Source organism: Streptomyces sp. NPDC088157, from assembly GCF_044741545.1.
Taxonomy (GTDB): Bacteria; Actinomycetota; Actinomycetes; order Streptomycetales; family Streptomycetaceae; genus Streptomyces.
In genome coordinates this window covers 402,398-424,937 of record NZ_JBIUSU010000008.1, presented here as the reverse complement: position 1 = coordinate 424,937, position 22,540 = coordinate 402,398, and the positions used below count along the sequence as shown (strand labels likewise).

Sequence of the window (22,540 nt, the reverse complement as noted above, 5' to 3'; positions counted from 1 at the left end):
GTGCACTGCGGCGGTGCTCAGCGAGGTGCGGCGAGCGCGCCCGGCGTGCGCGTCACCCGCAGCCCCGCCCGCTGCGCCGTCCGCCCGAACAGTGCCGCGTTCTCCACCGCCGCGCCGCCGGGATCGTTGTTGAAGTACGCGTACACGTCGGCGTCGCCCGGCCAGGTCGTCGCGATGCGGTCCAGCCAGGTCTCCAGGGCGCGGCGGCCGTAGTGCGGCCAGGGGTGGGCACGGCCCTGGTGGAAGCGGACGTACCCCCAGTCGGTGGTGCGCCACAGCGGGGTGACGGGGCGGGAGAGGACGTCGGCCCAGCACAGGGCCGCGCCCCGGGAGCGGAGGACCTTCCGCACCTCAGGGGTCCACCACGAGGGGTGCCGTGGCTCCACCGCGACGCGCGTACCCGGCGGGAAGCCGGACAGACAGGCGTCCAGCAGCCCGGCGTCGGCCCGCAGCGTCGGCGGCAGCTGGAGCAGCACCGGGCCGAGGCGGGCGCCGAGGCCGGCCGCGTGGCTCATCAGGCGCTGTACCGGCTCCTCCGGTTCCTTCAGCCGCTTGATGTGGGTCAGATAGCGGCTCGCCTTCACCGCGACCACGAAGTCCGGCGGGACGCGCTCGGCCCAGGACGCGAACGTCTCCCGCGACGGCAGTCGGTAGAAGGCGTTGTTGATCTCGACGGTGGCGAAGTGCCCGGTGTACTCCTCCAGCCACCGCCGCACGGGCACGTCGGCCGGGTACAGGATGCCCTTCCAGTCCTTGTACTGCCAGCCGGACGTGCCGACGTACAGCGTCATACCTCCATCAAAACACCTACAGGTACAGTCCCGCGTCCGACCGCCCCCGGGGCTCCGGCAGCGAGGCCGGGGACGTGCCCCGGCGCAGTGCGTACAGCTCCGCGAGCGTCGCGCCCTCGCGGTCGACGGCTTCCTCCTGGCCGACGGCCTCCCTGCCGAGCCAGTCCACGGCCTCCCGGTGGGTCAGCCGGCCGACCTCGATGCGGGCCAGACAGCGGCCGGGGCGCACGACGGCGGGGTGCAGGCGCTCCAGGTCCTCGTTGGTCGTGACCCCGACCAGGACGTTGCGGCCCTGGCCGAGGAGACCGTCGGTGAGGTTCAGCAGCCGGGACAGGGCCTGGCCCGCCGTGTGCTTGGCCTCACCGCGGATCAGCTCGTCGCAGTCCTCCAGGAGCAGCAGCCGCCAGCGGCCCTTGCCGGCGGCGTCCTCCTCGCCGATCGCGATGTCCATCAGATAGCCGACGTCGGAGAAGAGCCGCTCGGGGTCGAGGACGCAGTCCACCTGGCACCACTCCCGCCAGGACCGGGCCAGGGTGCGCAGCGCCGAGGTCTTGCCGGTGCCGGGCGGGCCGTGCAGCAGGAGCAGCCGGCCGGCGATGTCCTCCGGGGTCGTCCCCATCAGCTGGTCCATCGCCTCGGCGACGGGCGCCGTGTAGTTGGGGCGCACCTCGTCCCAGGTGCCGGCGGAGATCTGCCGGGTGGTGCGGTGCGGGCCGCGCCGCGGGGAGACGTACCAGAAGCCCATGGTGACGTTCTCCGGCTGCGGTTCGGGTTCGTCCGCCGCCCCGTCGGTGGCCTGGTCGAGCACCTGTGCGGCCAGTTCGGCGGTGGTCGCGGTGACGGTGACGTCCGCCCCGCGGTTCCAGCGGGAGATCAGCAGCGTCCAGCCGTCGCCCTCGGCCAGGGTGGCGCTGCGGTCGTCGTCGCGGGCGACGCGCAACACGCGGGCGTGCGGCGGCAGCAGGGTCGCGCCGGAGCGCACGCGGTCGATGTTCACCGCGTGCGAGTACGGCTGCTCGCCCGTCGCGAAGCGGCCGAGGAACAGCGCGTCGACGACATCGGACGGGGAGTCGGAGTCGTCCACGTTGAGCCGGATCGGCAGTGCGTCGTGCGGGGGTGCGGACATGCCGCCATGATCCGGCACAAGGGCGTCGTCCGCACCCGGTTTCCGCACTGCGCGAGGTACGCCCGGTGTGTCGGGTGTGCCGGACGCGTGGAACGGGTCCGGACCGTCGTGCGTGGTCCCGACCGGCTCGGCCGGGACCACCCCTCACACCGGTCGCCGCAGTCGCCGGGTCCGCCGCACCACCGCGTAGCCCTTGGTCAGCGCCCGGTCCCTCGCGAACGTCCGGCCGATCGCCCGGCCGTCGAGGAGCCGTGCGAACTCCTCGCCGTCCGTGGCACGCCGTACCGTCACCCGCCGCAGGGCGTACGGCCCCTGGGCGCGGTCGGCGAGGGAGTTGCCCACGGCGAGCGCCTGGGCGAACCCCTGTCCGCGCACCGCCGTGCGCACCCGGCGGCTGGAGTAGCCGTACGGGTAGGCGAACGACACCGGCGGCGCGCCCAGTTCGTCGGCGACGATGTCCCGGCAGCGCGTCAGTTCGGCGCGCAGCCGGGCGTCGTCGATCTGGTCGAGCTGCGGATGGGTGTGGCTGTGGCCGCCGATCTCGACGCCGGAGTCGGCCAGCCGGCGCACCTGTCGCCAGTCCAGCATGGTGTCCGGGCCGCCGCCCGTGTCGTAGGCGCCCCGGATCCAGCCGGTGGTGAGGAACAGGGTGGCCGGGAAGCCGTGCTCGGCCAGTGCAGGGAGGGCGTGCCGGTGCACGCCCTCGTAGCCGTCGTCGAAGGTGATCAGGACCGGACGTTCCGGCAGCGGCCGGCCGGTCCGCCAACGGGACGCCAGCCCGGCTGTGGTGAGCGGGGTCAGACCCCGGTCGGCGATCACCGCCATCTGCTCGGCGAACGCCTCGGGGCTGACCGAGAGGGTGCGGGTGGCGTCGTTCGGGTCGGCGGCGACCGCGTGGTACATGAGGATCGGCACGCGCGTGCGCGTCATGCGGCACGCTCCACCTGGTCCGCGGAGATCGGCACCACGGCGAACGTCGTCCCCGCCCGGCGCGCCCGCATGCTGCCGACCACGTAGCCGCCGGTCGCCGTCAGCACCCCGGCGACGATCGCGGCCGCCCGCCGGGCCCCGCCGGGCCGGGCCAGCAGTTGGTCGCGCAGTCCGCGCACCACACCGGCCGGCAACACCCGGGTGGCGTACCGGCGTTCGGACTCCAGCCCCTTGTCGGCGCCGACGCTGCGGGCGACGAGCGCCTTGGACAGGCCCTCGGCGTAGGTGCGCGTGCGGAAGTACCCGAAGTGCTCGCGTGCTTCGGGCACCTTGTGATGGATCACCGCGCGGTCGTCCATCAGCAGGATCGCGTCGGGTCTCGCGCGGCTGAGCCGGATGCACAGATCCGTCTCCTCGCCGCCCATCGGGCGTTTGTTGCCGTCGCGTCCGATGCCGGTGGCGAAGCCGCCCACGGAGTCGAACGCGGTACGCCGGAAGGAGGCGTTCCCGCCGAGGATGTTGCGCACCCGGACCCGGCCGGGCGGCAGTCCCCGGTAGGAGCAGCCCACCACCCAGTCGAACTCCTCCGGGAACCAGGCGGGCCGTCGGCCGGAGGACCAGACGGGCACCGCCCGGCCGCCCACGGCGAGGACCCGGGGATCCGAGTAGGGGTCGGCGAACCGGCGCAGCCAGTCCCGCTCGGCGACGGCGTCGTCGTCGAGGAAGGCGATGACCTCGCCCCGCGAGGCGGCGATGCCGGTGTTGCGGCCGGCCGACAGACCGCGCGGGCCCGCGTTGGGCAGTACCCGCACCTCGTCGGTCTCCTTGTACTCGCTCCCCAGCCGGTCCAGGAGCGTCGGGTTGTGGTCGACGACGAGCAGGGTCTCCAGGGCCGGGTGGGTCTGCGCCCGCACCGAGGCGACCGCCGCGAGGATGTCCTCCCAGCGGTCCTCGGTGTACACACAGATGACGACGGAGACCTCGATCGTGCTCAAGACACCTCTCCCCGGACCGAGTCGAGCATCGGCGAACGGCGGCCCAGGCGGCGCAGCGCACGCCGGTTGGACCGCTCCCGGAGGATCACCCGCAGCACGCGCAGCCCGTCGCGGACGGCGCGCAGGTTGCTGACGCCGTGGATGCGCAGGTACTCGTGGCTGGGGATCTCCTGCACCTTCAGGCCGGCCTTGACGACCCGGATGTTCATCAGGGTCTCGACCTCGAAGCCGGTGCAGTCCAGCTCGATCTTGTCCAGGCAGTGCCGCCAGAACGCGTTGTATCCGTAGCACAGGTCGGTGTAGCGGGCGCCGAACTTGCGGTTGACGACGGCGCACAGGGCCCGGTTGCCGAGCCGGCGGACGAGGGTCATGTCGTCGGTGCCGCCGCCGTTGGCGAAGCGGGAGCCCTTGGCGAAGTCCGCGCCCGAGACGAGGGCGGACACGTACGACACGATCTCGTTGCCGTCGGCCGAGCCGTCCGCGTCGACCATCACGATGATGTCGCCGCTGCACGCCTCGAAGCCGGTGATCAGGGCGTCGCCCTTGCCCCGGCCCTGCTGCCCCACGATCTTGACGCCGGGCCACAGCTCACGCGCGACCCGGACGGTGTCGTCGGTGGAGTTGCCGTCGACCAGGACCACCTCGTGGATCCAGTCCGGCAGGGTCTTGAACACGTACGGAAGGTTCTCGGCCTCGTTCATCGCTGGGATGACCACGCTCACGGGTGGCGTGATGGCCAGGTGAGAGGTGATGGGCCGGTACTTGCCGACGGTTGACGGGCCTTCGAGATCCTGGCCCGAGGTCGCCGGCTGCAGAACGGAACTCATGAGTCTGGTCCCTCTCGTCCGGTGGGCCGCCCGCCCCTGGGCGGCCCGGAATCCACGTCCGGTTCGAAAGGGGGGTTTCTCACCCATGGCGGAGTGATCTCCGCGCAGACACGGGTGAGCTGGCAGAACTGACCGGCCACCGGTCGAATGACGGCGGCCGACCGCGCGGCACGGCCCGGTCACCAGTGCGGTCACCGAGCACGGCACCCCCCTACCGCGCTCCCGCCCCGATACCGCCGCGGTCCCTGAGCCCTCCCCTGGAGCCGTAGCCGACGGTCCGACGCGAGTGAGATGTATGACGGTATTGATGATTAAGCCCGGATGGCAAGCCCTTGGCGGTCCACTTACCTTTTTGTTCGTTTGACCGTTACAGAATGATGTGTCCCATGGACAGGACGGGCACAGGAACGGACACAAGTGTTCCCCGGAGGCCACGGAAGCCTCCGGGGAACAGTGGTTCAGATCAGTGCCGCAGGGGTCACGGGACGATCTTGAGGAGCTTGTTCGGCGACCCGGAGCCCGGGCCGGTGACCGCGTTCGAGGTCGCGCCGTTCACCAGGGCCGTGGCCACCTGGGCCGGGGTGGCCGAGGTGTGGCCCGCCAGGTAGACCGCGGCGGCGCCCGCGACGTGCGGGGTCGCCATCGACGTGCCGGAGATGGTGTTGGTGGCGGTGTCGCTGGTGTACCAGCCCGCGGTGATCGAGGAGCCGGGGGCGAAGAGGTCCAGGACCGAGCCGTAGTTGGAGTAACTGGCCCTGGCGTCGGTGCTGGTGGTGGCGCCGACGGTGATGGCCTGGGTGACCCGGGCCGGGGAGTACGAGGAGGCGGTGGCACCGCTGTTGCCCGCCGCCACCGCGTAGGTGACACCGCCGGCGATGGAGTTGCGCACCGCCGTGTCCAGCGTGGTGGACGCGCCGCCGCCGAGCGAGAGGTTGGCGACCGAGGGGCCCGAGTGGTTGTTCGTGACCCAGTCGATGCCGGCGATGACGCCCGCGGTGGTGCCGGAACCGGCGTTGTCGAGCACCCGCACGGCCACGATCTTCGCCTTCTTGGCGACGCCGTAGGTCGAGCCCGCGATGGTCGTGGCCACGTGCGTGCCGTGACCGTTGCCGTCGGAGGCGGTGGTGTCGCCGTCGACCGCGTCGTAGCCGTAGGAGGCCCGGCCGCTGATCTGGGAGTGGGTGATCCGGACGCCGGTGTCGATGACGTACGCGGTGACGCCGCTGCCGGCGGTGTCGGGGTAGGTGTACGTGCCGGAGAGCGGGAGCGAGGTCTGGTCGACGCGGTCCAGACCCCAGGGGGCGCCCGACTGCGTCGTGTCGGTCACGTGGACGGTCTGGTCCTGCTCGACGGTGGCCACCGCCGGGTCCCCGGCCAGTCTCCTGGCCTCGGCGGCGGAGAGAGTGGCCGTGTAGCCGTTCAGCGCGGAGCCGAACGTCCTCTTGACGGTGCCGCCGTACCCCTTGACGAGGTTCTTGCCGGTGGCCGAGGAGGCCTTGAAGCCCGCCTGCGGCTTCAGGGTGACGATGTAGCTGTCCTTGACGGCGGTGGGGGAGCCGGCCGCGAGGACCTTGCCCTCGGCCGGTGCGGCCTGGGCGGGGAGCGCGGTGAGCCCGCCGAAGAGGGCGGCGGCCGCCACGGCGGTGGCCGCGGTGGTGCGGACCTTGGTGCTACGCAGGTGTGCCATTACGAGGGAGTCCTCCTCTAGGCAGCGTGCGCCCGGGTCGGCGCACGGCTGTGGGGGAGTGCGCGCGGTCGCGCACACGGCCTCGGACGTCGCGTTCCGTCCGCGGCTGCGGTGAAGCCTCAGCCATCCACCTGCGTGGAACAAGGAAGTTGAGGGACTGTCAACGAACTTGACATGGGCACGCAATATCCGTCATGGGCGCGCAACGTCGGGTCCACAAGGGGGCCCGTGAACAGCGCCGCCGGAGCCGGAAAGTCTTGGCATGGACACTTCCGATCAACGCGCGTAGTTGCTACGACAGTTATGGCAGAGATCCTGCTAAAGGAGGTTCCATGAGACGTTCCCGACTTGTCGTATTCGTGAGCTCACTCCTCCTCGCCCTCGGCACCGCCCTCACCGGGGCGGCTTCGGCCCAGGGCGCCCAACTCACCGCCGCAGATGGCTATGTGGCGCTGGGGGACTCCTACTCCTCCGGTGTCGGCGCGGGCAGCTACATCGGCTCCAGCGGTGGATGCAAGCGCAGCACCAAGGCGTATCCGTACCTCTGGAACGCCGCCCACGCCCCCTCGTCGTTCACCTTCGCGGCTTGCTCGGGCGCCCGAACGGATGAAGTTCTGGCGGGTCAGCTCGGCGGCCTGAACTCCTCGACCGGCCTGGTCTCCATCACCGCCGGCGGCAACGACGCGGGCTTCGCCGACGTCATGACGACCTGCGTCACCGGTTCCGACAGCACCTGCCTGTCCCGCATCAACACGGCCAGGGCCTACGTCGACTCGACGCTCCCCGGCAAACTCGACACCGTCTACTCCGCCATCCGCGCCAAGGCGCCCAACGCACACGTCGTCGTCATCGGCTACCCCCGCTTCTACAAGCTCGGCACGATCTGCCTGGGCCTGTCCGAGGCCAAGCGCTCCGCCATCAACAACGCGGCCGACTACCTCGACGCCGCGACCGCCAGGCGGGCCGCCGCCCACGGCTTCGCCTTCGGCGACGTCCGCACCCCGTTCGCCGGCCACGAGATCTGCTCCGGCGGCTCCTGGCTGCACAGCCTCAACTGGCTGAACATCGGCGAGTCCTACCACCCGACCGCGTCCGGCCAGTCGGGTGGCTATCTGCCGGTCCTGAACAGCGCCGCCTGATCCGTCACTCCGAGACGGAAGGTGAGGGGGAGGCCCCGTCCGTCGGGGTCTCCGTCTCGCAGGTGACCGAGAAGGGCACCGAGTCGGACGTCTTCTTCACCGGATCCCGCACCTCGACGGCGATCGAGTTCCGGTACGTCCCGCTCTCGGCGTACGTCGACACGATCACCTTGTCCTGCTTGGACTTCCCGCCGTCGGCCGAGAATTCGAGCGTCTTCCAGGTCTGCCCGGAGAGCTCGCCGTCCTTCGACACCCAGCGGTAGGACACCGTCTCGGGCAGTCGGCCGACCGTGATCGTCGCGGTGAAAGCGGGCGCCTCGGCGTCCGGCGGCGGACAGCTGCCGGAATAGTCCGTGTTCGTGCCGCTGACGGTGACCGAGACGGTCTGCCGCGGGGCCTCGGAGCTCGCGCTCTCGCTGGGACTCGCGCTCGGCGACTCGCTGCTGCTCTCCTCACTCGTCTCCGGCGTCGCCGGAGGCGAACTCAGGATCTCCGTGCCGCTGTTGGTGACCCCGCCGCTCGCGTCGCCGCCGTCGCCGTCGTCCCGGTTCAGCAGACCGTACGTCAGCCCGGCGACCGCCAGCGCCAGTGCCGCCACACCGGCGACGAGGACCACACCGGCGCGCCGGCCGCGGTCCGGCTGCCGCGAGGCGGTCGTCGCCGGGGTGGCCATCCAGGGCTGGGGCGGGGTCGCGGCCGGTTCCTGGCGGAACGGCTCGGCAGGGGTGGACGCCGTGGGCGGATACGGCGCGTACGGCGACGGCGGCGCCGAACGGAACGTGTCGCCCTGCGGCACCCCGCCCGCGGCCACGAGCCGCAGATCCTGCTCGGCCCGGTCGGCCGGCAGCCGCTCGGCCGGATCCTTGCGCAGCAGACCCTCGATCACGGGGGCGAGCGGCCCGGCGCGGCGCGGCGCGGGCAGCTCCTCGTCGACGATCGCGCGCAGGGTGCTCAGCGGAGTGTCGTAGCGGAAGGGCGAGTTGCCCTCGACCGCCGCGTACAGCAGTACGCCCAGCGACCACAGGTCCGACTCGGGCCCTGGCGTGCGCCCCAGCGCCCGCTCCGGCGCGAGGAACTCGGGGGATCCGATGACCTCGCCGGTCATGGTCAGCGCGGACGTGCCCTCGACGGTCGCGATACCGAAGTCGGTGAGCACCACCCGGCCGTCGTTCGACATCAGCACGTTCGCCGGCTTCACGTCCCGGTGCAGCACTCCGGCCTCGTGCGCGGCCCGCAGCGCCGACAGCACCTCGGCGCCGATGTGCGCGGCCCGCGCCGGGTCGAGCGGTCCCTCGGCGTCCAGCAGCTCGGCGAGGGAGATCCCGCGCACGATCTCCATGACGATCCACGGCCGCCCGTCCTGGGTGGCCACGTCGTACACCGTGACGACGTTCCGGTTCGCGACCCGGGCCGCGGCCCATGCCTCGCGCTCCAGCCGCGCGTACATCCGCTCGACGTCCGAGGCGGCCAGCCCGTGCGGGGCGCGCACCTCCTTGACCGCGACCTCACGGTGCAGCACCTCGTCACGGGCCCGCCACACCGTTCCCATGCCGCCCTCGCCCAGCGGGGTCAGCAGGCGGTAGCGGCCCGCGATCAGACGTTCACTGCCCGGTTCTTCGGACACCGCGCCCCCATTTCGCACTTCGTATCCGGGCGAAAACCTCCGCAACTCCACAAACGTAGCTCAGCCGAGTACGGATGCGGCCCCCTTGAGCACCAGTCCCGCGCCGAGAGCGACGACGAGGAACGCGGACCACAGGGGCAGGTTGCGACGGGCCAGCGTCACGACCGGGTGGGTCGTCCAGCGTGGCTGCCGGTCCAGGAGACGGGTCGCCCGAGCGCCGAGCCGGACGACGGCGAACCCGGCGGCGGTGAGGGTCAGCGCGAGCCCGATGCCGTACGCGACGACGAGCAGCAGCCCGAACCAGGCGTGTCCGAGCGCCGCCGCGCCGACCAGCACGACCACGGCCGACGGACTGGGGACCATGCCGCCGGCGAAGCCGAGGAGGAGCGTGCCGCGAAGGGTGGGGGCGACGGCGTGGGTGTGGGTGCGGCCACCGTGGCTGTGGGTGTGGGGCCGACTGCGATCGTGACTGTGGTCGCGCTCGTGGTCGTGCTCGTGATGGCGGTCGTGGTCGTGCGTGTGCCCGTGGTCGTGGTCGTGCCCGTGGTCCTGATGGGCATGGGTGTGCGGGGTGGGGGCGCCGACGAGGGCGAGTTGACGACGGTCGGGGGTTTTCGCGGGCTCGTGGGGGTGAGGGTGCCCGCCGTCGGGGTCGGACTCCGGGTGGGGGTGTGGGTGCGGGTGCGGGTGGGTGTGTCCGTGCGGGCCGCCGGGGTGCCGGCCGCGCCAGGCCCGGCGTGCGAGGGTCGCGCCCGCGAAGAGCACCAGCGCGCCGCTCGCCAGCCCCAGCCAGGCGATCACCGACGGCGCCGCGGCCGAACCGGCGGTGACGAGGAGTCCGAGGGCGACGACGCCCAGCGTGTGGGTGACGGTGACCGAGGCGGCGAGCGGGAGGACGTCCTTCATCCGGGCCTTGCCGCCCCGGGCGGCCGCCGTCGCCGCCATGATGGTCTTGCCGTGGCCGGGCGCGACCGCGTGCATCGCGCCGAGGCCGATGGCGATCACCAGAGCCAGCGCGGCGAAGCCGACGGTGAGGTCCTGCCGGGCGACCAGGTCGTCCAGGGCCCGCGTCCAGCGGTCGGCGCCGCGCGGCAGCACGGACGCGGCCGGCGCGTCGCGGTCCTCCTCGGCCAGGGCCGCGCCACCGGGCCGCACCCGCACCGACGCGGTCGAGGTGTCGGCGGGGGAGGAGAGCAACTCCTTGGGATAACTGGTGAGTTCCGACGAGACCGACTTCTTCGCCACGTCGGAGTCGGCGAGCGTCATGCGGTCGCCGCGCGCGGTGATCTCGCGCCAGCCGGGCCCGGAGGAGGCGCCCTCGCTGTGGAAGGTGAGGGAGAGGGTGTCCTCGCCGGACACGGCGGGCAGCGGAGCCGTCAGCCGGCACTGGACGCGCAGGGTGTCGAGTCCCGCCTGGCCGGGCCGTACGACCGCCTTGCCGGCGCCCGCCGTGAGCGTGACGGCGCGGCCGTCCACGGTGAGCCTGCTGCCGGTCGCGGCCGTGGCGCAGCGCTGCCGGGCCCACTCGGTCATCCCGAGCCGTTCGATGTCCGGCTTCGCCTGGGTCGCCGGGATCTCGGCGAGGTCCTCGACGTGGTCGACGCGGAGCTGTCCGGGGGCGGCGACGAGACCGTCGTAGCGGTTGACGGTGAAGTTGCCGAGGGGGTGCGCGCTCGCGTTGGCGGAAGGGACCAGCGCGAGCGCGCAGCCGGCCGTGAACACGGCCGCGCAGGAAGCCAGCAGACGACGGGAAATCACTTGCTCGCCTCCAGCGTCTTGAGTGCCGTACGGGCCTGGCGGGCGCCCAGCGGGGAGAAGCCGGGGTTCAGCTTCAGGGCGGCGGCCAGGTGGGTCCGGGCGTCGGCGGGGTGTCCTGTGGCCTTCTCGATCACGCCGCGGTGGTAGAGGAAGGCCGCGTTGCGGTAGCCGGTGGCCGTGGCCCGCCGGGCGTAGGGGAGGGCCTCGGCGTCCTTGCCGTTGACGTGCAGGGCCCAGGCGAGGGCGTCCGCCGTGTGCACGGTGTGCCGGCGGGACCAGTCGTCGCGGGCCGCGCGCAGGGCCGTCGCGCGGTCGCCGTGGTCGGCCGCGGCGAGCGCGGTGTCGAGGTCGGCGTTGACGCCGTTGGCGCGGGCGATGGCCGTCCACGCGTCGACGAGGAGGTACTGGTTCTCGGCCTTGGCCGCGTCGCCCTCGCCGCCCCTGCCCTCGTATAGTTCGCCGAGCTCCACCAGCGGTCCGGGGAGCGGGTAGCGGGCCACGATCAGTTCCAAATCCTTGATCGCCTCGGCCTGTTGGCCGCTCGCCGCCTGGGCGCGGGCCCGGCCCTCCAGCGCGGGGAGGTAGTTCTCGTCGGCGGCGAGGGCGCGGGCGTAGTGGGTGAGGGCCGTGGTGTAGTCGCCCTGGTTCCAAGCGAGTTGACCGAGCTGACTGGCGACGTAGGCGATGTCGCCGGGCGAGGTCGACGCGGCGAGCGCCCGGTCCAGGACCTGGCGTGCGGTGGTGACGTCGCCGCGCAGTTCGTGGACGTACGCGTAGCGGGTGAACACCGGTACGCCCGGGCGCCGTTCGTCGGCCGTCCGGGCGGCCTCCTCGGCGTCGTCGTAGCGGCCGAGCTCGACGAGGGCGTCGACACGGGAGCACAGGGCGCGTTCGCTGTAGGGGTTCTGCTCGAGCGCCTGGTCGGCGAAGCGCAGGGCGGTCGCGAAGTCGTGCCGGGCGGCTGCGAGGGCGGCCCGGCCGGCGAGCGCCTGGTCGTTGCCGGGGCGCAGTGAGAGGGAGCGCTTCAGGGCCTGCTCGGCCTGCGGGTAGCGGGAGGGGTCGCCCTTGGTACGGGCCTGCTCGACGTAGGCGAGCCCGAGGGTGGCCCAGCCGCCGAAGTCCCTGGGCTGGGTACGGAGATGGGCCTGGAGGGCGGTGATGCTCGAGTCGAGGTCGCCACTGGCGAGCAGCCCGGGGGAGACCGCCGCGGCGGTCGCCACGGGCACGTTCCGCCCGTCGCGGACCGCCCCGAGCGCGACCGCTCCCGCGGTGAGCGCCACGGCCAGCATCGCCGCGCAGGCGGTCAGTTGAGCGGCCCGCCAGCGACGGCCCGCGGCCCCCGCCCGCCGCACGGCGGCCACTCGGTCGTCGGCGCCGTCACCGTCGCCGGCTCCGCGTTCGGCGCCGTCACCCGCGCCGGCCACCCCGTGGGTGTCGGCGTCACGCGCAGTGCCCGCGTCGGTGGCGGAACCGCTTTCGGCGTCGGCGTCCGCGTCCCCGTCGGCGTGACCACCGGCCTCCGCCCCCGCCCCCGGCTCGGCGTCGACATCGGCATCCGCGTGGACGTGGGTCTCGGCGTCGGCGCCGCCACCCGCGTCTGCGTCGGCGACGGTAGCGGCCTCGGTGGCGACGGGGGTGGCGGTGGCGACCTGGGTGGCGGCTTCGGTGTCCCCGGGCTTCGCCCCGGTCACGTCATCCGTCCCGGCGGCTTCCTCGGGAGCCGGCCCGGTGGTCGGCACCGGACGGCCGGGGGCCCCGGCCTGTGTGCCGGAGTCCGGTTCGCCGGAAGCCGGCCTGCCGGTGGCCGGTACCGGTCGGGCGGAGGCCGGTCGGGTGGGCTCCGGTTCGCCGTCGTTCGTCCGCGGGGACATGCCCTCTCCTAGGTCGCCTGGGGTCGTTCAGCCTGCTCGCACAGGGGTGGCGCGGCCCGCGCCGTGGGGGATTGGTACGCGGGCCGCGCCAGTCGGTGGGGCAGGGCCGGGGAGTGCAGGATTCTCCCCGGCCCGCTCAAGGGGTGGGCCTAGTAGGCCCGCCGCCGCCCGCGCCACCACATCAGCCCGCCGCCGATGAGGAGGATGCCCGCCGCACCGGCGCCCGCGGAGGACGCGATCAGCGCGGTGTTGTCGTCGGAGCCCGTGAGGGCGTCACCGAGCTGGCTGCGGACGTCGGCGCCGCTCTTGGCGGTCGCGCCGCGCGAACCCTCGGTGGGCAGGGCGACGTAGGGGAAGGCCTTCTCGAAGTCCTTGTCGTTCTTGTCGACCGCGTCACCCAGATCGTTCTTGGAACCGACCAGCTCACCCTCGACGACCTGGAGCGAGGCGTCGATCACGTCGTCGGTGAGGCGACGGCCGTTCGGGAAGCCCGCGTTGTCACCGTCGAGCACGCCCAGCCGCTTCGGGTGCATGTTCGGCTTGATCGAGGTGTTGAGGCGCAGTTCCTCCGACGGCGTCACGTACGGGGGCTGGTTGAGGCCCTTGACGCCCTTGAGGAACACGTCGACGAGGTCGTTGCGCGGCTCGGCCGGCGCCTTGATCTTGTAGATCGCCTCGATGAGCTTGGGCAGCTCGGGGTTGGTGACGTTCTTCAGGAACTGGCCGTCGTCCTTCGGCTCGGACGCGTTGAACTTGTCCTTGTCCTTGATCGGGTTGACGACCTCGTTGACCAGCGGGTTGCCGAGACGCGACACCTGCGAGTAGTAGCCCTGGGCGTTCTTGCGCTGGGTGGTCGACCAGATACCGACGATCGGCTGGTCCTTCGACTCGGCGATCATGTCGCTCGGGACCTGCAGGGCTATCGAGTTGACGTTGTAGCCCTTGAGCGTGTCGTTGCCGACCTCGGAGAGGTCACCGCCGTACAGCAGGTCGAAGACGCGCAGGTCCAGGAAGAACGGGTCGTCGGCCTGGCCGGCGAAGGTCTTGGCGCCGTTGGGAAGCTTGTAGATCGCGTGGTCGCGCAGCTTCTTGTAGTCCGGCATCGACGCCTTGCCCACGTTCGACGGTGCCACCGGCACGTCGTCCGCGATCTTCGTCTCGTGCTCGACCTTCCCCTTCTTCGACTTGATGAGTTCGAGGTCGTACGTCTGCGTGACGTTCAGGTCGGCGTCGTCCAGGCTCTCGACAACGCCCGTGTTGTAGAGGAACGTCTTCTTGTTCTTCACATGCGTCTTGAACGTGTAGCGGAAGGTCAGATCCTCCTTCGCGTCGGCGTTGTTGTCGATGTGCAGGTCGTACTGGGCGTCCTCGGCGAACGGGAAGAAGTTGGGGCCGCCGGCCGGGTCCTCGAAGGGGATCCAGTTCGCCACGATCGTCGTCGTGTCCGCGTGGTCCGGGCTGACGAAGGCGTACACGTCGGTGTTGTCGTACTGCGGGGTGCCCGAGATGAGGGGGGCCTCGCGGTGGCTGGAGGCGTACGCCGCCCCCGGCACCAGCGTGGCCACGCCGGCGGCTGCGAGCCCCCCGGCGGCCAACGCACCGCAGACGAGGGTCGCGACGCTCCTGCGTCCGTTGCCGCTCCTGGAGAAAGCTGTCATGCCGTCCGTCCTCTGTGCCAAGTTGCCTGACGGACAGTGATACGGAGCGGAGGGTGGGTTCGGATTGGTCGAAACCAAAAAACTTTTTCTTTCCTGCTCACCCGCGTTTTCGGGGCTCCGCTACGTACCCCCTCACCGGAGGTGTGAGCGTTGCGAATGCCTGGTGTGACGGGGCGGGCCGGGTGCGGCGGCCGCAGAGAGGGGGACGGCATGGAGGCGGACGAGCTTCTGGTGCTGGTGGCGGGAGGTGACCAGCGGGCGTTCGAACGGCTCTACGGGCTGGTGTCCGGGCCGGTGTTCGGGCTCGTGCGCCGGGTCGTCAGGGATCCCGCACAGTCGGAGGAGGTCGCCCAGGAGGTGCTCCTGGAGGCCTGGCGCTCCGCCGGCCGCTTCGACCCGAGCCGCGGCAGCGCCCTCTCCTGGATCCTCACCCTCGCGCACCGCCGCGCCGTCGACCGGGTGCGCAGCGCCCGCGCGGCGGTGGACCGCGAGCAGCGCGAGGCCGGCCGCTACCACGACCCCGCCTTCGACCAGGTGGCCGAGGAGGTCGAGGCGGGTCTGGAACGCCAGTTGGTCCGCCGCTGCCTGGACCGGCTGACGGCGCTCCAGCGCCAGTCCGTCACCCTCGCCTACTACGACGGTTACACGTACCGTGAGGTGGCCGACCGGCTCTCGCTGCCGCTGGGCACGGTGAAGACCCGGATGCGTGACGGACTCACGCGGCTGCGCGACTGCCTGGGAGGTGCCGCATGAGTGTGCTCGGCCTGTTCCGCCGCGAGGACCTGCACTCGCTGGCCGCCCCCTACGCGCTCGACGCCCTCGAATCCGACGAACGCCGCCGCTTCGAGAAGCATCTGACGGGCTGCGACCGCTGCTCCGCCGAGGTGCGGACGCTGGCCGAGGACGCCGTCCGGCTCGCCTGGTCCCAGGCCGCGCCGCCACCGGCCCACATGCGCAGCCGGGTGCTGGCGGCCGTGCAGAGAACCCCGCAGGAGTCCTCCCGGACGCCGGCGCGGGAGCACGCGCCCCAACTTCCCCCGCACGTCTGGGGCGCGCAGCCGCCGCCCGGCCGCTCCGGGGGCACCGCCCACGCGTTCAGCCGTGGGGGAGCGCCCCGCGCGCGCCGTCCGCTGTTCGTGCCCTTCGCCACGGCCACCGCCGCCGCGGCCCTCGTCGTCGCCTCGCTCTTCGCCGTCCAGGCGGGCCGCTCGCAGGACGAACTGAACGCCGCGCGCGCCCAGGCACGTGAGATCGCCCACGTTCTCGCAGCTCCGGACGCGCGGGCGAGCACCGGGAAGGACGCGCAGGGCCGCAGTATCGGAGTGATCGCCTCCGCCGCGGAGGGACAGGCGGTCGTCACCCTCAGCGGATACGGCGAGCTGCCCACCGGACAGGTGCATCAGCTGTGGCTCATGCGCCCCGACGCGCAACCGCGCTCCCTCGGACTCTTCGACAGCGACACGCCCTTGGTGGCCACCGGTCTCGAGAAGGCAGCGACATCACTCGCTGTGACCGTCGAGCCCGACGGGGGATCACCACAGCCCACTACACAGCCGCTTGTCCAACTCACCCTGAAATCGGTTGGATTCGGAGAGTGATCGGGGAGGCGTTGTCAACCCCCTTACGGGGAAGGTGAATCCTGTGAGCTCGATACACGTGTGCCTCGACGGGGCGATAGGGTTACCCTGCCCGGGCCGGGTGGACTCGTACGGGTGGGGAGTGACATGGAACAGATAACGATGCACAGCAGGGCGCGCGTCCCTGCGATCACCTGCGGGAGCAGTGCGACCAGTTCGCGCCTCGACCGCCATCTCTCGGTGCTGGCGGGCCCCGCCATTCCGCAGCGCGAGACGCTCGAGGCGACCTCGCTCATGCGGGAGCTGACCGCGCGTGAGCCCGCGCGCGACCACGGTCCCAGGACGACGCGGGCACGGGTGAGCCGGGTCTCGCTCTTCGCACCCCTGCGCCGACTGCGCCGTTCACTCTTCGGCGGCAACAAGCACTGACCGGCCGGCGCGTCCTCACGTACTGAGTCCCGCGCTCAGGCGGCCACACCGTCCCGGCGCAGCGCTGCGATCTCCTCGTCCGTCATCCCCACGGCACGCAGCAACGCTTCGGTGTGCTCCCCGAGCGCGGGTACGTCTCCCATCCGTGCCTCCGTCCCGCCCGGCAGTGTGATCGGGGGCAGCAGCGCCCGCAGCGGCCCGACCGGCGTTCCCACCTCCCGCCACCGCTCGCGGGCCGCCAGCTGCGGATGCTCCGCCAGCTCGTGCAGATCTCTCAGACGTGCGCACGCGATGCCCGCGTCCTCCAGCCGCGCAAGCGCCTCCTCGGTGTCCAGGGCGCCCAGCGCCTCGGCCACCAGCGCGTCCGTACGATCCCGGTTCGTCACCCTGGCCGGGTTCGTCGCGTATGCCGGATCCGTTCCCAACTCGGGTCGGCCGACGACCTGTTCGGCCAGCCGTCGCCATTCCCGGTCGTTCTGCACGGACAGCAGCACGCGCCCGCCGTCGGCGGTGGGATAGGCGTCGTAGGGCGCGATCACCGCGTGCGCCAGGCCGGTGCGGGCCGGGGGGGTCCCGCCGTGCATCGCGTGGTGCAGCGGATGCCCCATCCACTCCGCCAATGAATCCAGCATCGAGACCTCCACGGGCCCGCCCCGCCCGGTCGTGCCCCGCCGCACCAGCGCCGCCAGCACGCCCGAGAAGGCGTACATCGCCGCCGCGATGTCCGCCGCCGGGATCCCCGCCTTCACCGGCTGCTCGGGCGTCCCGGTCACCGACACCAGCCCCGCCTCGCACTGCACGAGCATGTCGTAGGCCCGCTTGTCCGCGTACGGCCCGCTCGCCCCGTAGCCGGAGATGTCGACGGCGACCAGTCGCGGATGCGCCGCGCACAGGGTGGCCGCGTCCAGCCCCAGCCGGGCCGCCGCCCCCTGTGCGAGGTTCTGCACGAACACGTCCGCGTCGGCGATCAGCCGCCGTACGACGTCCAGGCCGCGCGGATCCTTGAGGTCGAGGGCGACGGACTCCTTGCCCCGGTTGCACCACACGAAGTGCGAGGCGAGGCCGCCGGCGGCCGTGTCGTAGCCGCGCGCGAAGTCACCGCCGTCGATCCGCTCGACCTTGATCACCCGGGCGCCGAGATCGGCGAGCTGCCTGGTGGCGAACGGGGCCGCGACGGCCTGTTCGACGGCGACGACGGTGAGGCCGTCCAGAGGCCGGGGCAGGGGCGGCGACAGCGGCGTGGGAAGCCGGTCCGTGAGGTCCGGGGCGTCCGTGGAGTCCATGGGGTGGATGCTAGATCAGGGCGAACTGGCCCTCCGGGCCCTCCTCGTGGTGATCGAGGACCGTCGCCGGGCGGCGTGCCGAGTCAGGGACCGGCAGGACGCCCGCCGCGCGCAGCTCCTTCGCCGTGACCGTGTCCCGCACCGTCAGCTCCTCCTGCTGTGCGCGCGCTTCCGCGAGCAGCGCCAACACCGTGATCAGCTCGAGGAGTTCGGACGTCCAGGCCTGTGGCCAGGCCGTCGGGCGGATCGCGGACAGGGTGCCCGGCTCGGGCTCCGCCGTCCGGGCCGCGAACCACTGCTCCAGGACGCGCACCCCGCCCGCCTCGAAGTCCCAGGCGGTCGGCGGGACCGGGGAGACACGGCCGCCGTCGAGGTGCAGGGTCTCCTCGTCGCGGTCGTAGTGGAGCGTCAGGGGCCGGGCGGGCAGCGGGGCGCGTACATAGGGGCGGCGGCCGCCGGGAAGCCTGGGGCGGTCCCCGTCGCGCCGGAGCAGCCACAGGGAGCGACGGCCCAGTTCCACGCCCCGGGCCCAGAGCTCCGGGTCGCGGGTCAGGGGGACCGTGAGGTCGGGGCGGACCGCGGTCAGGGTCCAGGCCAGGAAGTCCACCGGATCGGGGGAGTGGCCGAGGTGCGCCAGCAGACCCGGCGCCAGGTTGGGTTCCGCGCCGCCGGGGCGCCGGTACAGCGGGCGGACGCGGCCGGGGCGCGACAGCGGGATCAGGGAGGTCGCCAGCAGCGGCGGTCCCGGCGGGGAAGGCGTCTCCAGCACGAAGACCTGGCGCTCGTCCGCCACCCGCCACAACTCCGGCCGGGCCGCGTCGATCAGCCGGTGGTCGGGGATGAGCCAGTGTTCGTCGAAGGGCCCGGCCAGCACCCGCACGGGCTCCGGGCAGGGGCCCGAGGCGCGGACCAGCTTCTCCGTGCCGCCGGAGAGCCCGGGCAGCTGCCCGACCGCCGTGTGCAGGGTGCGCGAACGCGTCGGCCGGAACAGGGCCTCGCGGTCCGGGCCCTCGGCCTTCACCAGGGCGGCCCAGCGGGCTTTCAGGGAAGCCGGGTCCGGGTCCGTCGGCCACCCCCGGCCGAGCCGCGGCGGTGCGACGGACCACGGCATGAGGTCCGCCAGCGGCGGAGCGTCGTCGGGCGTCACGCTGGGCATCGTACGACGGGTCGTCCGCGGCCGGTCACGTCGCGTCGAGGGTGACCGTGAAGGAGAAACGGTCACCCCGGTAGTGGATGACGGCCGCGTCGAGAACCCGTCCGGCGGTGTCGTAGGTGACGCCCGTGTAGTGCAGGATCGGGCTGAGCAGCGGGACCCGGAGCAGCTGGGCGGTCTCCGGGTCCGCCAGCCGGGCCTCGACCGTGTCCGTGATCCGGCTGATGTCCGCGCCCACGAGGTCCCGGAGCACCTTCGTCATGGGCCGGCCGACCAGGTCGTCGGGGTCGATCCGGGCCGCGAGTTCGGGACGGACGTAGTTGCGGGCGTGGTTGGTGGGCTCGCCCGTCTTCGCGTCGCTGCGCAGGCGGTGGTACGTCGCCACCTCCGTCAGGTCGGGGAAGTGCTCGGCGACTTCGGCCGGGACGGCCGTACGGCCGTGGTCGAGAATCTCCGTCGTCATGCCGGACTGCTGGGCCACGATCGCGTCGACCGAGCCCAGCAGCCGGACCGGAGCGCCCCGCAGCGCGGTCGGCTCGATGAACGTGCCCCGTCGGCGGTGCCGGGTGATCAGCCCCTCGTCCTCCAGCTCCTTCAGCGCCTGCCGCATGGTCAGCACGCTCACCCCGTAGTGGCCCGCCAGCTGCTCCTCGGTGGGCAGCCGGAGCGGGTCCTGCGGCGAGCGGCCGAGTATGGAGGCGCGCAGCGACTGCGACACCTGGTACCAGAGCGGCAGTTTGCGGGTGAGGACGATCGAGTCCGGGGCGAAGGAGGTCACGGCTTATCCGTACCGGTCGGCAACGTTCAGTGCAATGTTCCGTCGGACGGACGGAAGTGGCGTTCGAGGCCTTGCCAGACGTCGTCGTAGCGCTGTTGCAGATGGTCGGCGCGGGCCGCGTGCGCGGTGAGGGTGAGCGGCCAGCGCGTCTCGAACATGAACGCCAGCCCGTCGTCGATCTTCTGCGGCTCCAGCTCGGCGGCGCTCGCCCGGTCGAACGTCTCCCGGTCCGGACCGTGCGCCGACATCATGTTGTGCAGCGAACCGCCGCCCGGCACGAACCCGCCCTTCCCGGCCGTCTTGGCGTCGTAGGCGCCCTCGATGAGGCCCATGTACTCGCTCATCACGTTCCGGTGGAAGTACGGCGGCCGGAAGGTGTCCTCGCCGACCAGCCAGCGCGGGGCGAAGACCACGAAGTCGATGCCGGCCAGACCGGGGGTGTCGGTCGGGGAGGTCAGCACCGTGAAGATCGACGGGTCGGGGTGGTCGTAGGAGATGGTCCCGATGACGTTGAAGCGGCGCAGGTCGTAGACGTACGGCAGATGGTTGCCGTGCCAGGCGACGACATCGAGCGGGGAGCGGTCGTACGTCGCGCTCCACAGGTGGCCGCAGTACTTGTTGACCACCTCCACCGGGCCCTCGACGTCCTCGTAGGCGGCCACGGGTGCGCGGAAGTCGCGGGGGTTGGCGAGGCCGTTGGCGCCGATCGGGCCGAGGTCGGGGAGGCGGAAGGGAGCGCCGTAGTTCTCGCAGACGTAGCCGCGGGCCGAGGCGTCCAGCAGGTCGGCCCGGAAGCGGACCCCGCGCGGGATCAACGCCACCTCGCCGGGCTCGGCGTGCAGCATCCCGAACTCCGTGCGCAGCAGCAGTCCGCCCCGCTCGGGGACGATCAGCAGCTCGCCGTCGGCATCGCCGAACACGCGTTCCATGGAGGTGTTCGCGTGGTAGAGGTGCACGGCCATACCGCTGCGCCGGGTGCTGTCGCCGTTGCCGCCGAGGGTCCACAGGCCGGAGAGCAGGTCCGTGCCGGCCGGCGGCTCGGGCAGCGGGTCCCAGCGCAGCCGGTTCGGGTCGGGCGCCGTCTCCGTGAAGGGGCCGGTGCGCAGCGCTCCGTCGTCGACGCGCGTGAACGCCGGGTGCGCGGCCGACGGGCGGATCCGGTAGAGCCACGAGCGGCGGTTGTGGGCGCGCGGCTCGGTGAACGCCGTACCGCTGAGCTGTTCCGCGTACAGGCCGAGGGGCGCGCGCTGGGGCGAATTGCGTCCGTCGGGCAGGGCGCCCGGAACGGCCTCGGAGGCGTGCTCGTTGCCGAACCCGGAGAGATAGGTCAGGCCCTCGGCCGTCTTGCGTGCGTCCCCGCTGCTCATGATCGCTCCCTCCGGCGCCCCGCGGGTGCGCCTGCTGATTCCTATGTATCACCGTAGGATTGCGTTTTCACCGGCGCAAGAGGTGTGCCGGGTCCTCCTCCCTGAGGACGATCAACTCGGCCGGAACCAGACCCCAGGGGGATTCCCGTGTCGGTCCGTTGTTCTACGCTCCTTCGCATGTCGTGGACACGCGGAAGCCTCGCCGTGGCCGCGGTCTGTGTCCTGCTGCTGACCGGATCCGCGGGCTGCGGCACCAGTGACGCCCATGAGCGGGGGGACGTGACGACCTCGGCGGCGGTCTCCTCCTCGCCGGTGGGCAAGGTCCTGGATGACACGGACGGCGAAGGGCGGCACTACCGCGAGGTGGAGAAGAAGGGGGCCCCCGAGGTCGGTGTCGAGGTGGAGCCCGACGCCGACGGCAGTTGGGACGTCCGCCTGAAGGTGGAGAACTTCCGGTTCACGCCCACCGCGGCGAAGGCGCGGGCGGTCCACGGGCACGGCGCCGCGCGGCTCTACGTGGACGATCAGCCGGTCGCCGACCTGCGCACCCCGTCCTACCGCATCCCGGCCGGCTACCTCCCGCACGGCACCCACCAGGTCACCGCCCGTCTGTACGCGGACGACGGCACGGTGTGGGCGGTGGACGGCAAGCCGGTGGAGAGCACGGCGTACATCACGGCGTCGGAGCCTTCGCCCTGAGCGCCGTACCTCGCCTTCGCCCCTGCTGCTGAGCGCCTCCTCCGGTGCCCCTCCCGTTGAGTGCATCAGGCACCTTTCTTCGTACCGAGGGGTGAGGTTCACCCGGCCGCGACGGAAAGGCATCATGAGGTCCGTGCCCCAAGCGACATCGCTCCGTCGTGCGCCCGTGCAGCGGCGCAGCGCCGAACGCCTGACCAGAATCCTGGACGCCTGCGCCGACCTGCTGGACGAGGTCGGCTACGACGGCCTGAGCACCCGGGCCGTCGCCGAACGCGCCGGGGTCCCCATCGGCTCCGTCTACCGCTTCTTCGGCAACAAGCGGCAGATGGCCGACGCGCTGGCGCAGCGCAACCTCGAGCGCTACTCCGAGCGCGTCACCGAGCGTCTGAAGGACGCGCGCCGGGGCGACTGGCGGGCCGCCATGGACGCCGTGCTCGACGAGTACCTGGCCATGAAGCACACCGCGCCCGGTTTCTCCCTCGTCGACTTCGGCAACCAGATCCCGGTCGGCGCCCGGCACGAGGAGCCCAACCACCGGGTCGCCGACCGGCTCACCGACCTGCTCTCCGACTACCTCGTCCGCGAGCCCGACGACGACCTGCGGCGCACTTTCCTCATCGCCGTGGAGACCGCGGACACCCTCGTGCAGCTGGCCTTCCGGGTGGATCCGGAGGGTGACCCGAAGGTGATCGACGAGACCCGCGAGCTGCTGCGCGCGTATCTGGCGCGGACGCTGGACTGACGGTCGCGGCCGACCCCTCCCAGGAGGGGTCGCGGCCGACCCCTCCCCAGGAGCCATACCGGTCGGTATGCTCGCTCGGAGAAGGCAATGCCGCCCCCAGGAGGAC

20 protein-coding genes are annotated in these 22,540 nt (G+C 72.2%); 6 read left to right on the top strand and 14 right to left on the bottom strand.

The features are described 5' to 3' along the window. Positions 1-17: 17 nt before the first annotated feature. The 6 genes from ACIPFH_RS31600 to ACIPFH_RS31575 all read right to left on the bottom strand — a co-directional run bounded on the left by ACIPFH_RS31600 (position 18) and on the right by ACIPFH_RS31575 (position 6,356). Complete coding sequence (locus tag ACIPFH_RS31600; RefSeq protein ID WP_401831784.1) at positions 18-791, bottom strand: DUF72 domain-containing protein; 774 nt, start codon at positions 789-791, stop codon at positions 18-20. A gap of 16 nt (positions 792-807) precedes the next feature. Next, on the bottom strand, positions 808-1,917 hold the full coding sequence (locus tag ACIPFH_RS31595; protein ID WP_401831781.1) for a DUF5925 domain-containing protein: 1,110 nt from the start codon (positions 1,915-1,917) through the stop codon (positions 808-810). A gap of 144 nt (positions 1,918-2,061) precedes the next feature. Then, a complete protein-coding gene (locus ACIPFH_RS31590) occupies positions 2,062-2,847 on the bottom strand; it encodes a polysaccharide deacetylase family protein (protein ID WP_401831778.1) in 786 nt (261 codons plus the stop codon). Beyond that, positions 2,844-3,842, bottom strand: coding sequence for a glycosyltransferase family 2 protein (locus ACIPFH_RS31585; RefSeq protein WP_401831777.1), 999 nt, complete (start codon positions 3,840-3,842; stop codon positions 2,844-2,846). Before ACIPFH_RS31585 ends, ACIPFH_RS31590 begins: the two co-directional genes overlap by 4 nt. After that, the gene (locus ACIPFH_RS31580) at positions 3,839-4,669 is read right to left on the bottom strand and encodes a glycosyltransferase family 2 protein (protein ID WP_401831775.1); all 831 of its coding nucleotides are present in this window, start codon (positions 4,667-4,669) and stop codon (positions 3,839-3,841) included. The genes ACIPFH_RS31585 and ACIPFH_RS31580 overlap by 4 nt, the downstream gene beginning before the upstream one ends. A gap of 478 nt (positions 4,670-5,147) precedes the next feature. After that, positions 5,148-6,356 carry a S8 family peptidase gene (locus ACIPFH_RS31575; RefSeq protein WP_401831772.1) on the bottom strand — a complete coding sequence of 403 codons (1,209 nt, stop codon included), beginning with the start codon at positions 6,354-6,356 and terminating at the stop codon, positions 5,148-5,150. Between the two features lie 332 nt (positions 6,357-6,688). Between ACIPFH_RS31575 and ACIPFH_RS31570 the strand changes: the two genes are divergently transcribed. Beyond that, positions 6,689-7,495 (top strand): SGNH/GDSL hydrolase family protein, encoded by an 807-nt coding sequence (locus tag ACIPFH_RS31570; RefSeq protein WP_401831770.1) that lies wholly within the window; start codon positions 6,689-6,691, stop codon positions 7,493-7,495. A 4-nt stretch (positions 7,496-7,499) separates the two neighbouring features. On the opposite strand, the gene ACIPFH_RS31565 is transcribed toward ACIPFH_RS31570, so the two are convergent. The 4 genes from ACIPFH_RS31565 to ACIPFH_RS31550 all read right to left on the bottom strand — a co-directional run bounded on the left by ACIPFH_RS31565 (position 7,500) and on the right by ACIPFH_RS31550 (position 14,406). Then, positions 7,500-9,119, bottom strand: a complete 1,620-nt coding sequence (locus ACIPFH_RS31565) for a serine/threonine-protein kinase (protein WP_401831767.1) — start codon at positions 9,117-9,119, stop codon at positions 7,500-7,502. Between the two features lie 60 nt (positions 9,120-9,179). After that, positions 9,180-10,877, bottom strand: a complete 1,698-nt coding sequence (locus ACIPFH_RS31560; protein WP_401831764.1) for a sulfite exporter TauE/SafE family protein — start codon at positions 10,875-10,877, stop codon at positions 9,180-9,182. Beyond that, positions 10,874-12,748, bottom strand: a complete 1,875-nt coding sequence (locus tag ACIPFH_RS31555) for a tetratricopeptide repeat protein (RefSeq protein WP_401831762.1) — start codon at positions 12,746-12,748, stop codon at positions 10,874-10,876. Before ACIPFH_RS31555 ends, ACIPFH_RS31560 begins: the two co-directional genes overlap by 4 nt. 149 nt (positions 12,749-12,897) lie before the next feature. Further along, positions 12,898-14,406: a DUF4331 domain-containing protein gene (locus ACIPFH_RS31550; RefSeq protein WP_401831759.1), complete on the bottom strand. Its 1,509-nt coding sequence runs from the start codon at positions 14,404-14,406 to the stop codon at positions 12,898-12,900. Between the two features lie 210 nt (positions 14,407-14,616). Here ACIPFH_RS31550 and ACIPFH_RS31545 point away from each other — a divergent pair, with 210 nt between their 5' ends. The 3 genes from ACIPFH_RS31545 to ACIPFH_RS31535 all read left to right on the top strand — a co-directional run bounded on the left by ACIPFH_RS31545 (position 14,617) and on the right by ACIPFH_RS31535 (position 16,412). After that, positions 14,617-15,159 carry a sigma-70 family RNA polymerase sigma factor gene (locus tag ACIPFH_RS31545; protein WP_356264954.1) on the top strand — a complete coding sequence of 181 codons (543 nt, stop codon included), beginning with the start codon at positions 14,617-14,619 and terminating at the stop codon, positions 15,157-15,159. Continuing rightward, positions 15,156-16,004, top strand: coding sequence for an anti-sigma factor domain-containing protein (locus tag ACIPFH_RS31540; RefSeq protein WP_401831756.1), 849 nt, complete (start codon positions 15,156-15,158; stop codon positions 16,002-16,004). The genes ACIPFH_RS31545 and ACIPFH_RS31540 overlap by 4 nt, the downstream gene beginning before the upstream one ends. A 126-nt stretch (positions 16,005-16,130) precedes the next feature. Next, positions 16,131-16,412 carry a hypothetical protein gene (locus ACIPFH_RS31535; protein WP_356264960.1) on the top strand — a complete coding sequence of 94 codons (282 nt, stop codon included), beginning with the start codon at positions 16,131-16,133 and terminating at the stop codon, positions 16,410-16,412. A 35-nt stretch (positions 16,413-16,447) separates the two neighbouring features. Here ACIPFH_RS31535 and ACIPFH_RS31530 read toward each other — a convergent pair whose 3' ends face one another. From ACIPFH_RS31530 to hmgA, 4 genes are read right to left on the bottom strand one after another with little or no spacing between them, the layout of a single operon-like run. Further along, positions 16,448-17,695, bottom strand: a complete 1,248-nt coding sequence (locus ACIPFH_RS31530) for a CaiB/BaiF CoA transferase family protein (protein ID WP_401831754.1) — start codon at positions 17,693-17,695, stop codon at positions 16,448-16,450. A 10-nt stretch (positions 17,696-17,705) separates the two neighbouring features. Further along, the gene (locus tag ACIPFH_RS31525; RefSeq protein WP_401831752.1) at positions 17,706-18,851 is read right to left on the bottom strand and encodes a type ISP restriction/modification enzyme; all 1,146 of its coding nucleotides are present in this window, start codon (positions 18,849-18,851) and stop codon (positions 17,706-17,708) included. A 25-nt stretch (positions 18,852-18,876) separates the two neighbouring features. Then, positions 18,877-19,626: a GntR family transcriptional regulator gene (locus tag ACIPFH_RS31520; RefSeq protein WP_401831749.1), complete on the bottom strand. Its 750-nt coding sequence runs from the start codon at positions 19,624-19,626 to the stop codon at positions 18,877-18,879. A 26-nt stretch (positions 19,627-19,652) separates the two neighbouring features. Next, positions 19,653-20,993, bottom strand: coding sequence for a homogentisate 1,2-dioxygenase (gene hmgA / locus ACIPFH_RS31515; RefSeq protein ID WP_401831747.1), 1,341 nt, complete (start codon positions 20,991-20,993; stop codon positions 19,653-19,655). 177 nt (positions 20,994-21,170) lie between these two features. Between hmgA and ACIPFH_RS31510 the strand changes: the two genes are divergently transcribed. Both ACIPFH_RS31510 and ACIPFH_RS31505 read left to right on the top strand, forming a co-directional pair. Continuing rightward, the gene (locus ACIPFH_RS31510) at positions 21,171-21,692 is read left to right on the top strand and encodes a hypothetical protein (RefSeq protein WP_401831744.1); all 522 of its coding nucleotides are present in this window, start codon (positions 21,171-21,173) and stop codon (positions 21,690-21,692) included. A gap of 124 nt (positions 21,693-21,816) precedes the next feature. Next, a complete protein-coding gene (locus ACIPFH_RS31505; RefSeq protein ID WP_356254584.1) occupies positions 21,817-22,434 on the top strand; it encodes a TetR/AcrR family transcriptional regulator in 618 nt (205 codons plus the stop codon). Positions 22,435-22,540 lie beyond the last annotated feature (106 nt).

Bases quoted from the DNA above. Each gene is read 5' to 3' on its own strand.
- ACIPFH_RS31600 (WP_401831784.1), bottom strand. From the start codon at position 791: ATGACGCTGTACGTCGGCACGTCCGGCTGGCAGTACAAGGACTGGAAG.
- ACIPFH_RS31595 (WP_401831781.1), bottom strand. From the start codon at position 1,917: ATGTCCGCACCCCCGCACGACGCACTGCCGATCCGGCTCAACGTGGAC.
- ACIPFH_RS31590 (WP_401831778.1), bottom strand. From the start codon at position 2,847: ATGACGCGCACGCGCGTGCCGATCCTCATGTACCACGCGGTCGCCGCC.
- ACIPFH_RS31580 (WP_401831775.1), bottom strand. From the start codon at position 4,669: ATGAGTTCCGTTCTGCAGCCGGCGACCTCGGGCCAGGATCTCGAAGGC.
- ACIPFH_RS31575 (WP_401831772.1), bottom strand. From the start codon at position 6,356: ATGGCACACCTGCGTAGCACCAAGGTCCGCACCACCGCGGCCACCGCC.
- ACIPFH_RS31570 (WP_401831770.1), top strand. From the start codon at position 6,689: ATGAGACGTTCCCGACTTGTCGTATTCGTGAGCTCACTCCTCCTCGCC.
- ACIPFH_RS31555 (WP_401831762.1), bottom strand. From the start codon at position 12,748: ATGTCCCCGCGGACGAACGACGGCGAACCGGAGCCCACCCGACCGGCC.
- ACIPFH_RS31550 (WP_401831759.1), bottom strand. From the start codon at position 14,406: ATGACAGCTTTCTCCAGGAGCGGCAACGGACGCAGGAGCGTCGCGACC.
- ACIPFH_RS31545 (WP_356264954.1), top strand. From the start codon at position 14,617: ATGGAGGCGGACGAGCTTCTGGTGCTGGTGGCGGGAGGTGACCAGCGG.
- ACIPFH_RS31540 (WP_401831756.1), top strand. From the start codon at position 15,156: ATGAGTGTGCTCGGCCTGTTCCGCCGCGAGGACCTGCACTCGCTGGCC.
- ACIPFH_RS31535 (WP_356264960.1), top strand. From the start codon at position 16,131: ATGGAACAGATAACGATGCACAGCAGGGCGCGCGTCCCTGCGATCACC.
- ACIPFH_RS31530 (WP_401831754.1), bottom strand. From the start codon at position 17,695: ATGGACTCCACGGACGCCCCGGACCTCACGGACCGGCTTCCCACGCCG.
- ACIPFH_RS31525 (WP_401831752.1), bottom strand. From the start codon at position 18,851: ATGCCCAGCGTGACGCCCGACGACGCTCCGCCGCTGGCGGACCTCATG.
- hmgA (WP_401831747.1), bottom strand. From the start codon at position 20,993: ATGAGCAGCGGGGACGCACGCAAGACGGCCGAGGGCCTGACCTATCTC.
- ACIPFH_RS31510 (WP_401831744.1), top strand. From the start codon at position 21,171: ATGTCGTGGACACGCGGAAGCCTCGCCGTGGCCGCGGTCTGTGTCCTG.
- ACIPFH_RS31505 (WP_356254584.1), top strand. From the start codon at position 21,817: ATGAGGTCCGTGCCCCAAGCGACATCGCTCCGTCGTGCGCCCGTGCAG.